This window comes from Streptomyces sp. NPDC002446 (assembly GCF_053595675.1).
The window spans coordinates 50,809-64,325 of record NZ_JBSFYC010000008.1 but is presented as its reverse complement, the minus strand read 5'-3'; the positions used below and the strand labels follow the sequence as shown (position 1 = coordinate 64,325).

Sequence of the window (13,517 nt, the reverse complement as noted above, 5' to 3'; positions counted from 1 at the left end):
GGGGGAAGTGGTTCGATGCGTGCACTTCGCGTGCTGTTGGTCATCCTCGTCATATGCGGCGGGCTCTTCGTGGCCGCCGACCGGCTGGCGGTGAATCTCGCCGAGGACAAGGCCGCGGAGAAGATCCGCAGCAGCCAGGGGCTCGACCGGACCCCGGAGGTCTCCATCAAGGGCTTCCCGTTCCTGACCCAGGTCCTCGGCCGCAGTCTGACCGAGGTGGACGCGGATCTCGGGGGCATGTCGGCCAGCGCCGACGGGCGCACGCTGCGCGTGGACAAGCTGCGCGCGCAGTTCCACGACGTCAGGCTGACCAGCGACTACTCCTCCATCGAGAGCGCCGCCTCGGCCACCGGCAGCGCCACGATCTCCTACGCGGACCTGACCAGGGCGGCCGGCGGCGGCATCAAGATCAGCTACGCCGGGGAGAAGAACGGCCCCCGGGTCAAGATCTCGCCGAATCTGCCGCTCCTCAGCTCCATCGAGGTGACCGGCTCGCTGGCCGTCTCCGGCAACACCGTCAGGCTGCGCGCCGACGAGATCCCGGCGATGTGCAAGGCCCTGCCGACCTGCCAGTCGAAGGTGCGCACCCAGACCGACCACGTGTGGACGCTGGACCGGCTGCCCGGCAACCTCAAGCTGGACGAGGTGGTGGCGAAGCCGGACGGCATCTCCCTCTCGGTCTCCGGGAAGAACGTCAAGATCCCCAGCTGACGGGCGAAGGGCGGCGGGCCGCCCCACCGGCCCGCCGCGCTGTCCACTTCCTGAGACACCCCGGTCCGTACGCCAGACCCCCCACCGGCGCACGGCCTCCGGCGGGGCGCCCGGGGCCGCCCCGCACCACTCCGCGTCCCACATAACGGACAGACGCGTCTCGCCATTCGACACACCGGTGACATGCCCGGCCCGGCGTCCCTACGATCGGTGGCATGCAGAGCGCATTGAGCGGTCTCCGTCCACGGGGACAGGCGGTACTCACGAAGCGGCGGGCAGTAGACCTGTGCCGCGTCGCCGCCATGCTCTGTCGCCCTGTCTGACGGGCCCTTCCCACCCGTCTCACCCCGGGTCCGCCCCTCGGACCCCGCCACCCCGCGAGTCCCCGCACAGCGCCACTTCGGCCCCGTTCGAACACAACGGGCCATCCGGACAGGAAAGGCGCGTGTCCGGCGTACCCGCGTGCCACTCTGCAACCGCCCCCGCAACTGCCCCGGAGGAGAAGAACATGAGCCGTAGCGACGTCCTCGTAGACGCCGACTGGGTCGAGGCCCACCTCGAGGACCCGAAGGTCGTGATCGTCGAGGTCGACGAGGACACCTCGGCCTACGACAAGAACCACATCAAGAACGCGGTCCGCATCGACTGGAAGAAGGACCTCCAGGACCCGGTGCGCCGCGACTTCGTCGACCAGGCGGGCTTCGAGAAGCTGCTGTCCGCCAAGGGCATCGCCAACGACGACACGGTCGTCCTCTACGGCGGCAACAACAACTGGTTCGCCTCCTACGCGTACTGGTACTTCAAGCTCTACGGCCACGACAGCGTCAAGCTGCTCGACGGCGGCCGCAAGAAGTGGGAGCTGGACTCGCGCGACCTGGTCGACGGCGCGCAGGTGCCCGAGCGCCCGGCGACCCAGTACCAGGCCAAGGCCCAGGACACCTCCATCCGCGCCTTCCGTGACGACGTCGTCGCCGCGATCGGCAGCCTCAACCTCGTCGACGTGCGCTCCCCCGACGAGTTCAGCGGCAAGCTGCTCGCCCCCGCGCACCTTCCGCAGGAGCAGTCGCAGCGCCCCGGCCACGTGCCCAGCGCCCGCAACATCCCGTGGTCGAAGAACGCCAACGACGACGGCACGTTCAAGTCGGACGACGAGCTCAAGGCCCTCTATGAGGAGGAGTCCGTCGACCTCGCCAAGGACACCATCGCGTACTGCAGGATCGGTGAGCGCTCCGCGCTGACCTGGTTCGTGCTGCACGAGCTGCTCGGCCAGACCAACGTCAAGAACTACGACGGCTCCTGGACCGAGTACGGCTCCCTGGTCGGCGTCCCGATCGAGCTCGGCGCCAACAAGTAAGCAAGAAGCCTCTCCCCCGAACCCCTCAAGGAAGTACCCATGTGTGGAGCACAGGCCGGCGGCCCGGACGCCTCGACCATCAAGCCCGGTGAGACCACGATCCAGGGCAGCGTGACCCGCGACGGCCAGCCCGTCACCGGTTACGTCCGACTCCTGGACAGCACCGGCGAGTTCACCGCCGAGGTCCCCACCTCCGCGACCGGACAGTTCCGCTTCTACGCGGCCGAGGGCACGTGGACGCTGCGTGCGCTCGTCCCGGGCGGCAGCGCGGACCGTACCGTCGTCGCCCAGAAGGGTGGCCTGGCGGAGGTCGCCATCGCCGTCTGACGGCGGTCTGTACGCACTTTCCGTACGGCCGGAGGGCCGCACCCCAGAGGTTTGGACGCCTGCGCGGGGGTGCGGCCCTCCGGGGTGTCCGGGGCCCGGAACGGGCGTTCGCGGCGGCTTCTTTCCGCTGTGCCGCGGACTTACCGTGGAGCTATGGACAGCCGCCGCCGGTCGCCCGCCGAGCGCCGTCATCGCCGGTACTTCGTGCTGATGGGCGCGTGCCTCGTGCTGTTCGTCCTGGCCTGGGGCGTGGTGCGGCTGTGGTCGGTGCCGGCCGCGGTGTGCATGTGCCTGGTCGCCATGGTCATCCCGCCGGTCGCGGCGATCATCGGCAACCGGCGGGAGCCCGGCGAGCGCTGGTGGGACGAGTCGGGCGATCCCGAGTCCGACCGCTGGTGGCGCGAGCTGGACGACCGGGGCGACGACAAGCACCCGCGGTAGCCGCCCCCGCCGCCGGGCACCCCGCCGCCCGGGGCCGGATCAGTACACCAGCGCCTGCACGTCGTCCGGCATGATCTCGCTGACGAAGAGCTGGGACCCGGCGATGCCCGCCCCCTCGATCAGGTCCTTCTGCTCGATGTTCCGCCGGGCCGCGCACTGGGTGCACACCGTGATCGCCCCGCCGCCCGCGCGGATCCCGTCGATCAGCTCCGGCAGCGGGGCGGCGTGCGGCAGCTCGAACTCGGCCGCCCGCCCCGGCAGCGCGAACCACACCGACTCCCCGGTCAGCCACAGCGACACCTCGACGCCGCTGGCCACCGCCACCGCCGCCACCGTGAACGCCTGCGAGCACCGCTCGGGCGCATCGGCACCCGCCGTCACCTTGATCACGAGCTTCTTCGCCATGGGGCAAGAGTAGGACGGCACCGGACGGGCGGCCGACCTCACAGCGCCGCTGTCACCGGTGGCGACTAGACTCGCAGGCGGTCCGTTCCACCCTCACTCCGTCCAAGGAGCGCGCTCGTGCTTGAGGCATTCTTCACCACCCTGCTGGTTCTGGTCGGCGTCGGCGTGATCGCGTTCGCCGGTCTGACCTGGAAGAAGCTGTACCAGGGCCAGCGCTGACCCGACCTTCCCCTCCCTCCTCTACAGATCGTCTGAGCTGTCATGATCGAGATCCCGTCCGACCTGAACCCGTCCCTGGTGCCGCTCGCCTTCCTCCTCGGCCGCTGGGAGGGTGCCGGCGTCTCCGACTTCCCGGGCGCCGAGAAGTGCAACTTCGGGCAGGAGGTCACCTTCACCCACGACGGCCGCGACTTCCTGGAGTACACCTCGCACAGCTGGGTGCTCGACGCCGAGGGCAAGAAGGTCCGCCCGCTGGAGACCGAGAGCGGCTACTGGCGCGTCGACGCGGACCGCAAGGTCGAGGTCGTGATGATCCGCGACCAGGGTGTCGCGGAGGTCTGGTACGGCGAGCTGGCCGACAAGAAGCCGCAGATCGACCTGGCCACCGACGCCGTCGCCCGCACCGCCGCCTCCGGCCCGTACAGCGGCGGCAAGCGGCTCTACGGCTATGTCAACAGCGACCTGATGTGGGTCGGCGAGAAGACCACCCCGGACGTCCCGCTGCGCCCGTACATGTCGGCGCATCTGAAGAAGGTCGCCGACCTGAAGGAGTGGGCCGAGAGCCTGCCCGACGACATGCCGGACGGGGTCGCGTTCTTCAACCCGGACGGCACCCCGTACAAGGGCTGACCGGCCCCCTGGTGTGACGCGCCCCGCGGGGGAAGTCCGGTGAGAGTCCGGCGCTGACCCGCAACGGTAAGCGGAAGACCCCTTCCGCAAGCCCGATCGCCCGCGGCGGCGCACGATCCTGACAACTCGCCGCGGACTGCGAGGGGACGCGCCGCTGCCTCGTGCCGCGGGCCGCCGCTCCTTCCTCCCCCAAGCTCTCCAGGAGCAGGGGGGACTCCCACGCCCGCGGCCCGAGCCGAAGGCGTACGTCCCTTGGCAAGCCCCGCCCGTACCACCCCGCTGGCGGCCGCGCTCTGTGTGGCCCTCCTCGGCTCCCTGCTGTGCGGCGTCGGCCTCGGCGCCGCCGGGGTGAGCTGGGCACAGGTGCTGCGCTACCTCGGTGCCGGACTGACCGGCGGCACCATCACGCCCGGCGAGGTCGCCTCGTACACCATCGTGTGGGAGCTGCGCTTCCCCCGGGTGCTGCTGGCCGCGGTCGTCGGCGCCGGGCTGGCCGCCATCGGCGTGGCCGTCCAGGCGCTGGTCCGCAATGCGCTCGCCGACCCCTTCGTCCTGGGCATCTCCTCCGGCGCGGCCGTCGGCGCCAACGCCGTCCTGCTCTTCGGGGCACTGGGCGCGCTGGGCATCTGGGCGCTGTCGGTGTCGGCGTTCGTCTCCGCGCTGCTGGCCATGGTCCTGGTGTACGCGGCGGCCCGCACCGCCCACGGGCTGACCCCGCTGCGACTGGTGCTGACCGGCACCGCGATGTACTACGGCTTCTCCGCGATCACCACCCTGATGGTCTTCAGCGCCGACCGCGGCGAGGCGGCCCGCTCGGCGATGATGTGGCTGCTCGGGAGCCTGAGCGGGGCCGGCTGGGGTTCGCTGCCGATCGCCGCGGTCGCGGTGGCCGCCGCCCTGGTCCACCTGCTGCTCTCCGCGGGCCGGCTGAACGCGCTGGCCATGGGCGACGAGACCGCCGCGGCCCTGGGGGTGGACGCCGAGCGGCTGCGCCGCGAGCTGTTCGTGGTCGCGGCCGCCGTCACCGGAGCGGTGGTCGCGGTCAGCGGCGCGATCGGCTTCGTCGGGCTGATGGTGCCGCATGCGGCCCGGATGCTGGTCGGCGCCGACCACCGCCGGGTACTGGCCGTCGCGCCGCTGCTCGGGGCCGTACTGCTGGTGTGGGTGGACGCCCTCTCGCGGGTGGTGCTGGCGCCCGTCGAGCTGCCGGTCGGGGTGCTCACCGCCGTCATCGGCGTGCCCTGCTTCGTCGTGCTGATGCGCCGGCGCGGCTACAGCTTCGGAGGGGGCGCCTGATGCGGATCGACATCGAGGAGCTGTCCGTGGAGGTGGCGGGCACCCGCCTCGTCCACGAGCTGACCCTGCGCGCCGGCAGCGGCCGGCTCGTCGGGCTGGTCGGCCCCAACGGCAGCGGCAAGTCCACCCTGCTGCGCTGCGTCTACCGCGCGCTGCGCCCGGCCGCCGGCACGGTACGGCTGGACGGCGCGGAGCTGCACGCCATGACCGCCCGCGAGAGCGCACGGCACCTGGCCGCGCTCCCCCAGGAGGCCGCCACCGACTTCGACTTCACCGCCGCCGAGGTCGTCGCGATGGGGCGGCTGCCGCATCAGCGCGGCGGCTCCGGGCGGCCGAGCGACGCCGACCGGGAGATCTGCGCGGCGGCGCTGGCCCGGGTCGGCGCGGGCCACCTGGGCGGCCGGGGCTTTCTGAGCCTGTCCGGTGGTGAGAAGCAGCGGGTGCTGATCGCCCGCGCGCTGGCCCAGCAGCCGCAGGTGCTGGTCCTCGACGAGCCCACCAACCACCTCGACATCGCCCAGCAGTTGGAGGTGCTCTCGCTCGTACGGGGCAGCGGGCTGACCGTGCTCACCGCCCTGCACGACCTCAATCTGGCCGCCGTGCACTGCGACGAGCTGTACGTCATCGCGCACGGCCGCATCGTCGCCTCCGGCGCCCCGCACGACGTGCTGACCGAGGACCTGCTCGCCGAGGTCTTCCACGTCCGCGCGCACCGCGTACGGCACCCCGAATCCGGCGCCGTACAGCTGCTCTTCGACCGCATCGCCCCCACCGCCCCATGAGGACCACCATGCGCATCCGCCGTCCCGCCGCCCTGCTCACCGTCCTGGCGCTCGCCCTGACCGGCTGCGGAGCCGAGGTCGCCGGGAGCGGCGCCCCGCGGCAGGCCGCCGGCGGCCACTACCCGGTCACCGTCGAGAACTGCGGGGTGAAGACCACCTACGACCGGGCGCCGCGGCGCGTGGTCACCAACGACGTCGGCATCGCCGACATCATGTTCGCGCTCGGCCTCCAGGACCACATGGCCGGTTACGTCATGCCCGCATACCGCGGCAGGATCGAGGCGGTGGCCTGGAAGGACGCGTACGCCAAGGTCCCCTGGCTCTCGAAGAAGGCGATCACCAAGGAGATCGCGCTGGACGCCAGGGCCGACCTGGTCTTCGCGGGCTGGAACTACGGCTTCGGCGAGGACAACGACCTCACCCCCGCCTCCCTCAAGCGGCTCGGCATCGGCAGCTATGTGCTCACCGAGTCCTGCCGCAACGGCGCCTCCGGCACCTCCCGCGGGGTGATGCCGCCCCTGGAGGCGCTCTACGCCGACCTGGAGAACCTCGGGAAGATCTTCCACGTCGAGGACCGGGCCGCCGCCCTGGTCGCGAAGTACAAGAAGCAGGTCGCCGAGGCCGCCGCGAAGGCTCCCGCCCCCGGCCGGCGCCCCTCCGTCTTCCTCTACGACGGCGGCCGCGACAAGCCGCTGACCTCGGGCAGGTACGCCGGCCCGCACGACATCATCACCAAGGCCGGCGGCGACCACGTCATGAAGGACCTCAAGGACTCCTGGACGACCGTCGGCTGGGAGACCGTCGTCGCCCGCGACCCCGACGTCATCGTCATCAACGACTACGGCACCCCCACCGGCGAGCAGAAGAAGGCGTTCCTGAAGTCCTACGCCCCGCTGGCGAACGTCTCGGCGGTCAAGAACGACCGGATCTACGTCATGGACTACGCCGACCTCGTCGAAAGCCCCCGCAACCCGGCCGCGATCAGCGCTCTCGCCCGCTATCTGCGCGGTGTCCGGGCGGCCGGCTGACGCGGGATACGGACGGGCCGCCTCCGCGGTGCGCCTCCGCGCCGGCGGCCCGCCTCCTACACTGGCTGTGTGGTGACCACCGACTGGCAGAGCGACCTCCGCAGGCGCGGATACCGCCTGACCCCGCAGCGTCAGCTCGTCCTGGAGGCCGTGGACAGACTGGAGCACGCCACCCCGGACGACATCCTCACCGAGGTGCGCAAGACGGCGGGCGGGGTGAACATCTCCACCGTCTACCGGACCCTGGAGCTCCTGGAGGAGCTGGGCCTGGTCAGCCATGCCCATCTCGGGCACGGCGCGCCGACGTACCACCTCGCCGACCGCCACCACCACATCCATCTGGTGTGCCGGGACTGCACGGAGGTCATCGAGGCGGACCAGTCGGTGGCCGACCCCTTCACCGCCACTCTGCGCGAACAGTTCGGCTTCGAGACGGATATGAAGCATTTCGCGATCTTCGGGCGCTGTGCGGCCTGCCGTGCCAAGGCCGCGGAGGGCGACGGCTGAGTCAGCCGCCGGCGAGTCGTAGGCTTGCCCCATGCTGCGACAATCACCCGCCAGCCCCCTGCTGTCGCTGCCCGGCGCCGTCCCCGCCGAGGCGCCCGACGAAGGCGTCGCCGCGCACTACGGCGACCTGTTCCGCGAGCAGCGCGCCCTCGCCGACGGCTCCGGCTTCGTGGACCTCTCGCACCGCGGTGTGGTCACCGTCACCGGCCCCGAGCGGCTGAGCTGGCTGCATCTGCTGCTCACCCAGCACGTCAGCGAACTCCCGCCCGGCCAGGCCACCGAGGCGCTGATCCTCTCCGCGCACGGCCATATCGAGCACGCCCTCTACCTCGTCGACGACGGCGAGACGACCTGGCTGCACACCGAGCCGGGCAACCAGGAGGCGTTGATCGCCTACCTGGAAAGCATGAAGTTCTTCTACCGGGTCGAGGTGGCCGACCGCACCGACGCGATCGCCGTGGTGCATCTGCCGGCCGGTTCGATCACCGAGGCGCCCGAGGGCGTGGCCGTACGCGAGACCGCGCACGGCCGCGATCTGTTCCTGCCGCGTGACGGCCTGGAGTCCTTCGCGGCCGCGCACGGTCCGGCGATCGGCGTGCTGGCGCTGGAGGCGCTGCGGGTCGAGGCGCACCGCCCGCGGCTGGGCCTGGAGACCGACCACCGCACCATCCCGCACGAGCTGGGCTGGATCGGCACCGCCGTCCACCTCCAGAAGGGCTGCTACCGCGGCCAGGAGACCGTGGCCCGGGTCCACAACCTGGGCAAACCGCCGCGCCGGCTGGTCTTCCTGCACCTGGACGGCAGCGAGGTGCATCTGCCCCCGCACGGCACCCCGGTGCGCCTGGCCGCCGACGGCGAGGAGGGCCGCCAGCTCGGCTTCGTCACGACCTCGGCCCGCCACCACGAGCTCGGCCCGATCGCGCTGGCCCTGGTCAAGCGGAACGTGCCGGTGGACGCCGAGCTGATGGCGGGGAGCACGGCGGCGGCACAGGAGGTCGTTGTCGAGCCTTAGGGGCCGCGGGGCGCGCGACGGGGTCCGCGGGGCCCGCGACGGGGTCCACGGCGGGGCCCGCCGTAAGGAGCGGGGCGCCCTGTAAGAGCGGGGCTCACTGTAACGGCGGGGCGCGCCGTGACGGCGGGGCGCGGCCGTGACGGCGGGGCGCGGCCGTGACGGCGGTGCGGGAATACCCTCCCCCACCGCCGCGTTGTGGCCCCGCAGGGGGCGCCCGTATCCCCTACGGCATCTGTTCGCCTGCCCCCTAAGGGCCCGCCGCGCCCCCCGGTCTCCGCGGGCCCGGGCCTACACCTCCACCAGGACGGTGAACGGCCCGTCGTTCGTCAGCGACACCTTCATCTGCGCACCGAAGCGGCCGGTCTCGACCTGGGCGCCCAGCGCCCGCAGCTGGGCGACGACCTCGTCGACCAGCGGCTCGGCGACCGGGCCAGGCGCCGCGGCGTTCCAGGTGGGGCGGCGGCCCTTGCGGGCGTCACCGTAGAGAGTGAACTGGCTGATCACCAGCAGCGGCGCCGAGGTGTCCGAGCAGGACTTCTCGCCCTGCAGCATCCGCACCGACCACAGCTTGCGGGCGAGCTGCGCCGCCTTGGCCGGGGTGTCGTCGTGGGTCACGCCCACCAGCACGCACAGGCCCTCGCCGACGATCTCCCCGACCGTCTCGCCCGCCACCTCGACGCGTGCGCCGTCAACTCTCTGCACCACAGCTCGCATACCCGCCATGATGCCCGGCGCCCGGACCCCTTCGGACAGCCGTACCCGTACGGGGGCCGTTCGGGTGCCATGGCCCTGCAGAAGGACCGCCCAGAGTGGCACGATGCGTGCACGTGGTGCGTTTCACGGACAACATGCCCTGGACGCGGCACCGGACGAGGGGACGGAACGATTTCATGAGCACTCTCGGCGCCGGACAGACACCCGGTCCCGTACCAACCGCCCGTACGACACCGGCCGGACGGACGACACCGGTCCCCGCGCCGGATCCCCAACCCGCCCCACCCGCCGCACCCGTCCCGCCGGCGCCGCCGGCCGCCGCCACGACGAGCACCGCCACCGCACCGCCCACCACCACGACGACCACCCCAGCGGCTCGGGTCGAGCCCGCCGGCACCGAGGACGGCCCCATGCTCCAGGCAGGCCAGGCGCAGCACCCCCGCCCCCCGCAGCAGCGCGACCACTGCCGCCCGGCCACCGCCCCCGAGCTCTCCGGCCTGGGGCTGCCCGAGCTGCGGGTGGTGCGGCGTGACTCGCAGCAGGAAGAGGCCGATCTGAGCTATCTGCGGCGGCTGCTGCAGGGCCGGATCGACATCCTGCGGGCCGAGATCGCCCGCCGCAGCGCGCAGCACTCACCGCTGCTCGACCGGCTGCCGGAGATCCTGACGGACCTGCCGTCCCGGCACCGCTCCTCGGCACGGCACGTCACGCTCGGCACACCGCACAGCGAGGAGTACCGCAGGCTGGCCGACGAGATGCTCGGCGAGGTGGAGCTGTCCGATCTCACCGCGCGTACGGACCAGGAACTGCACGATGCGATGGGCCGGCTGATCCGCTACGAACGGCAGGTCTCGCGCCGCCGTCAGTCACTGCAGCGCACCACCGACGATTGCAGCGCGGAAATCGCCCGCAGGTACCGTGAAGGCGAAGCACAAGTAGACGACCTGCTGTCCTGACCGGGCCACAAGCCTTGGGGACAGGGGTCACTCCCCCACCCGGAAGGCCGCCGATGACCTCGTCCTCGCCCATCCCGATTCCCGAGCCGGCCGCGGCGCCCGCCGCACCCGTGCCTTCCCCGGCGTCCCCGGTACTGGCCGAGGTCGTCCGCTCCGGCTTCGTCGAGGGCCGGCACCGCGGCTCGCTGGTGGTGCTCGCGGCCGACGGCAGCGTGGAGTGGGCGCTGGGCGATGCGGCCGCGCCGGTCTTCCCCCGTTCGTCGAACAAGCCGATGCAGGCCGCCGCCGTGCTGCGGGCGGGCCTGGAGCTGTCCGGCGAGCGGCTGGCGCTGGCCGCCGCGAGCCACTCCGGCGAGGCCTTCCACCTCGATCTCGTACGGACCATGCTGGCCGAGCACGGCCTGACCGCCGGCCATCTGCAGACCCCGCCGGACCTGCCGCTGGACCCGGAGGAGGCGGAGGCCTACCTCGCCGCGGGCCGGGTCCGCGACCGGCTGGCCATGAACTGCTCGGGCAAGCACGCCGCGATGCTGGCCGCCTCCGCGCTCAACGGCTGGCCGCTGGACTCCTACCTCGACCAGGACCACCCGCTGCAGCAGCTGGTGGCCGAGGGTGTGCGCACCGCCGGCGGCGAGGACGTCGCCCACGTCGGCACCGACGGCTGCGGCGCGCCGCTGCTCTCGCTCTCCCTGACCGGCCTGGCCCGCGCCTTCCGGCACTTCGTCCTGGCCGAGCCCGGCACCCCGGAGCGGCGGGTCGCGGACGCCATGCGCGCGCACCCGGAGTACGTCGCCGGCACCCGCCGCCCCGACACCTGGCTGATGCGGGCGCTGCCCGGCACCCTGTCGAAGATGGGCGCCGAGGCCGTCCAGGCGCTGGCCCTGCCGGACGGCCGCGCCCTGGCCTTCAAGATCGACGACGGCGCCACCCGCACCCTCGGTCCGATCCTGGCCCGCACCCTGCGCGGCATGGGCGTCGAGTCCGAGGTGCTGGCGCGGCTGGAGGACGTGCCGCTGCTGGGCGGCGGCGTGCGGGTGGGGGAGATCCGGGCGGCGTTCTGAGGGGCGGGGCAGCGTTTTCGTGGGGCGGGGTGGCTCCGGCCGCCTCGGCCCCGCGACCGCCGGCGGTCGGCCGGCCGCTGCCGATCGGCCCCGCGACCGCTGCCGATCGGCCCCGCGACCGCTGCCGATCGGCCCCGCGACCGCTGCCGCGGCGGCCATGGCCTGCATAAAGTGGCGATGACAGTGCACATGCGCACCACCCACCACACAGGAGGCCGGCGACCATGAGCGACGCGAATCCCGAGCCGCAGGGGCCCGAGGCGATCGAGCACGCGCACGACCCCGAGGTACTGCAGCTCGCGGCGAAGGTCTTCGACCTGGCGCGGCACGGTGACACCGACACCGTCGCCGCCTATGTGGACGCGGGCGTCCCCGCCAACCTGACGAACGACAGGGGCGACTCCCTGGTCATGCTGGCCGCCTACCACGGCCATCCGGCCACCGCGGAGGCGCTGTTGCAGCGCGGCGCCGATCCCGACCGGCCCAACGACCGCGGCCAGACCCCGCTCGCCGGCGCGGTCTTCAAGGGCGAGGACGAGGTCGTCAAGGTCCTGATCGCGCACGGCGCGGACCCGGCGGCGGGCACGCCCTCGGCGATCGAGACGGCCCGGATGTTCCAGAAGACCGAGTTGCTGGAGCTGTTCGGGGCGGGGTGAGCCGGCGGACGGTACGGGGGCGGGGACGGTGCGGGGGCGGGGACGGTGCGGGGACGGTTCCTTCACCACGCTTGACCTCAAGCTTGCTTGAGGTCCTAGCGTCGGGTTCCGACGACGGCGACACCGCCGTCCGCCGACTCCCGCCACGCCACGAAGGGCCGACCATGTCCGAGCACCCGTACCGTCTCGCAGTGATCATCGGCAGCACCCGGGAGGGCCGGTTCGCGCCCGTCATCGCGAACTGGTTCACCCGGCACGCCGAGAGCCACGCCCATATCGACGTGGACGTCATCGACCTGGACGCCGTCCGCCCGTACGAACTCCGCTACGGCAGCGAGGAGTACGAGTCCTTCGCCAAGCGCGTCGAGGAGGCCGACGCCTTCGTCGTGATCACCCCGGAGTACAACCACTCCTTCCCGGCGCCCCTCAAGCACGCCATCGATCTGCTGAACCGCCAGTGGCAGGCCAAGCCGGTCGGCTTCGTCTCGTACGGCGGGATCTCCGGCGGGCTCCGCGCCGTCGAGCAACTGCGCCTGGTCTTCGCGGAGTTGCACGCCACGACGGTGCGCGAGACGGTCAGCTTCGCCCTCGCCGGCAACCTCTTCGACGACACCGGCCGGCTGCGCGACCCCGCCCCCGCCGCCAAGGCCGCCGACGCCCTGCTCCGGCAGCTGAGCTGGTGGGCGGTGACCCTGCGCGAGGCGCGGGCGGCGCGTCCGTACGGCGGCTAGGGCAGCTAGGGCGCCTCGGACGCCGGCCGCCCGGGGCGGCGCGCCGTTCGGCCGCGGCTCAGGCCTCCGCGGGCCGCTCCTGCAGCGACCAGCCGTTCCCGTCCGGGTCGTGGAAGTAGACGAACGAGTTCCACGCCCCGCCGGGGCCGTCGGCCATCGCCCCGTCCTCGACATGCTGTACGGGGCTGGCCGGCACGCCCCGTTCGACCAGCTGAGCGCGGGCCGCGGCGATATCGGACACCGTGAGCTGCAGGCCCTGCACCGAACCGGGCGGCACCTGTGTGACGCCGGCGCCGGTTCCGATGACGATCGAGCAGCCCGACCCCGGCGGCGTCAGCTGCACGATCCGCGCCTCGCCGCCGACGCACATGTCGTGGTCCACGGTGAAGCCCATCTGCTCGCTGTAGAAGCGCTTCGCACGGTCCACATCGGACACCGGAATCGGCACCAGTTCGAGCTTCCAGTCCATGGCGCGCCGTCCTTCCGTACGGGCGACGTACGGGTGACGGCCGCCGTCACCACCGGCTTGTGTCGCGCTGCAAGAAGTCTAGGGAGCGGGACCGGACATCCGCATGCGGCCATCCGCCCCGTTGACTCCCCGTGACGGAGTGAGCACTCACTCCATAGCCTGATGCCATGACGGAACAGCACCGGCAGTTCCCCCACCGGCCCCCGCAGCAGGCCCCA

At 72.3% G+C, this 13,517-nt stretch carries 18 protein-coding genes; 15 read left to right on the top strand and 3 right to left on the bottom strand.

Going from position 1 to position 13,517, the window contains the following annotated elements; genetic code table 11:
• Positions 1–15 precede the first annotated feature (15 nt).
• From ACWD6P_RS07090 to ACWD6P_RS07070, 5 genes are all read left to right on the top strand, one after another.
• Positions 16–711 (top strand): LmeA family phospholipid-binding protein, encoded by a 696-nt coding sequence (locus ACWD6P_RS07090; protein ID WP_451443014.1) that lies wholly within the window; start codon positions 16–18, stop codon positions 709–711.
• A gap of 215 nt (positions 712–926) precedes the next feature.
• Entirely contained in the window at positions 927–1,034 is a 108-nt protein-coding gene (locus tag ACWD6P_RS07085) for an Ms5788A family Cys-rich leader peptide (RefSeq protein WP_363152786.1), read from the top strand.
• A gap of 185 nt (positions 1,035–1,219) precedes the next feature.
• Positions 1,220–2,065 carry a sulfurtransferase gene (locus ACWD6P_RS07080; protein ID WP_451443013.1) on the top strand — a complete coding sequence of 282 codons (846 nt, stop codon included), beginning with the start codon at positions 1,220–1,222 and terminating at the stop codon, positions 2,063–2,065.
• 39 nt (positions 2,066–2,104) lie between these two features.
• On the top strand, positions 2,105–2,392 hold the full coding sequence (locus ACWD6P_RS07075) for a DUF1416 domain-containing protein (protein WP_189861150.1): 288 nt from the start codon (positions 2,105–2,107) through the stop codon (positions 2,390–2,392).
• Between the two features lie 210 nt (positions 2,393–2,602).
• Positions 2,603–2,833, top strand: a complete 231-nt coding sequence (locus ACWD6P_RS07070; RefSeq protein WP_451443100.1) for a hypothetical protein — start codon at positions 2,603–2,605, stop codon at positions 2,831–2,833.
• A 39-nt stretch (positions 2,834–2,872) separates the two neighbouring features.
• On the opposite strand, the gene ACWD6P_RS07065 is transcribed toward ACWD6P_RS07070, so the two are convergent.
• Positions 2,873–3,238: a DsrE family protein gene (locus ACWD6P_RS07065; protein WP_399148699.1), complete on the bottom strand. Its 366-nt coding sequence runs from the start codon at positions 3,236–3,238 to the stop codon at positions 2,873–2,875.
• Positions 3,239–3,499: 261 nt separating this feature from the next.
• On the opposite strand from ACWD6P_RS07065, the gene ACWD6P_RS07060 reads away from it, so the two are divergent.
• The 6 genes from ACWD6P_RS07060 (at position 3,500) to ygfZ (ending at position 8,712) form a co-directional block, all read left to right on the top strand.
• On the top strand, positions 3,500–4,087 hold the full coding sequence (locus ACWD6P_RS07060; RefSeq protein WP_451443012.1) for an FABP family protein: 588 nt from the start codon (positions 3,500–3,502) through the stop codon (positions 4,085–4,087).
• Between the two features lie 252 nt (positions 4,088–4,339).
• On the top strand, positions 4,340–5,383 hold the full coding sequence (locus tag ACWD6P_RS07055; RefSeq protein WP_451443011.1) for a FecCD family ABC transporter permease: 1,044 nt from the start codon (positions 4,340–4,342) through the stop codon (positions 5,381–5,383).
• Positions 5,383–6,165 carry an ABC transporter ATP-binding protein gene (locus tag ACWD6P_RS07050; RefSeq protein WP_451443010.1) on the top strand — a complete coding sequence of 261 codons (783 nt, stop codon included), beginning with the start codon at positions 5,383–5,385 and terminating at the stop codon, positions 6,163–6,165. Before ACWD6P_RS07055 ends, ACWD6P_RS07050 begins: the two co-directional genes overlap by 1 nt.
• Positions 6,166–6,173: 8 nt before the next feature.
• Complete coding sequence (locus ACWD6P_RS07045) at positions 6,174–7,193, top strand: ABC transporter substrate-binding protein (protein WP_451443009.1); 1,020 nt, start codon at positions 6,174–6,176, stop codon at positions 7,191–7,193.
• A gap of 69 nt (positions 7,194–7,262) precedes the next feature.
• Positions 7,263–7,700, top strand: coding sequence for a Fur family transcriptional regulator (locus ACWD6P_RS07040; RefSeq protein ID WP_451443008.1), 438 nt, complete (start codon positions 7,263–7,265; stop codon positions 7,698–7,700).
• Between the two features lie 31 nt (positions 7,701–7,731).
• Complete coding sequence (gene ygfZ, locus ACWD6P_RS07035; protein ID WP_451443007.1) at positions 7,732–8,712, top strand: CAF17-like 4Fe-4S cluster assembly/insertion protein YgfZ; 981 nt, start codon at positions 7,732–7,734, stop codon at positions 8,710–8,712.
• Between the two features lie 288 nt (positions 8,713–9,000).
• Here ygfZ and dtd read toward each other — a convergent pair whose 3' ends face one another.
• Positions 9,001–9,426 (bottom strand): D-aminoacyl-tRNA deacylase, encoded by a 426-nt coding sequence (gene dtd / locus ACWD6P_RS07030; protein ID WP_451443006.1) that lies wholly within the window; start codon positions 9,424–9,426, stop codon positions 9,001–9,003.
• A 176-nt stretch (positions 9,427–9,602) separates the two neighbouring features.
• Here dtd and ACWD6P_RS07025 point away from each other — a divergent pair, with 176 nt between their 5' ends.
• From ACWD6P_RS07025 to ACWD6P_RS07010, 4 genes are all read left to right on the top strand, one after another.
• Positions 9,603–10,382, top strand: coding sequence for an RsiG family protein (locus ACWD6P_RS07025; protein WP_451443005.1), 780 nt, complete (start codon positions 9,603–9,605; stop codon positions 10,380–10,382).
• Positions 10,383–10,435: 53 nt separating this feature from the next.
• Entirely contained in the window at positions 10,436–11,443 is a 1,008-nt protein-coding gene (locus ACWD6P_RS07020; protein ID WP_451443004.1) for an asparaginase, read from the top strand.
• A 224-nt stretch (positions 11,444–11,667) separates the two neighbouring features.
• A complete protein-coding gene (locus ACWD6P_RS07015; RefSeq protein WP_451443003.1) occupies positions 11,668–12,099 on the top strand; it encodes an ankyrin repeat domain-containing protein in 432 nt (143 codons plus the stop codon).
• A gap of 164 nt (positions 12,100–12,263) precedes the next feature.
• On the top strand, positions 12,264–12,830 hold the full coding sequence (locus tag ACWD6P_RS07010; RefSeq protein WP_451443002.1) for an NADPH-dependent FMN reductase: 567 nt from the start codon (positions 12,264–12,266) through the stop codon (positions 12,828–12,830).
• 58 nt (positions 12,831–12,888) lie between these two features.
• Here ACWD6P_RS07010 and ACWD6P_RS07005 read toward each other — a convergent pair whose 3' ends face one another.
• Positions 12,889–13,299, bottom strand: coding sequence for a VOC family protein (locus ACWD6P_RS07005; protein WP_451443001.1), 411 nt, complete (start codon positions 13,297–13,299; stop codon positions 12,889–12,891).
• Positions 13,300–13,517: the final 218 nt, after the last annotated feature.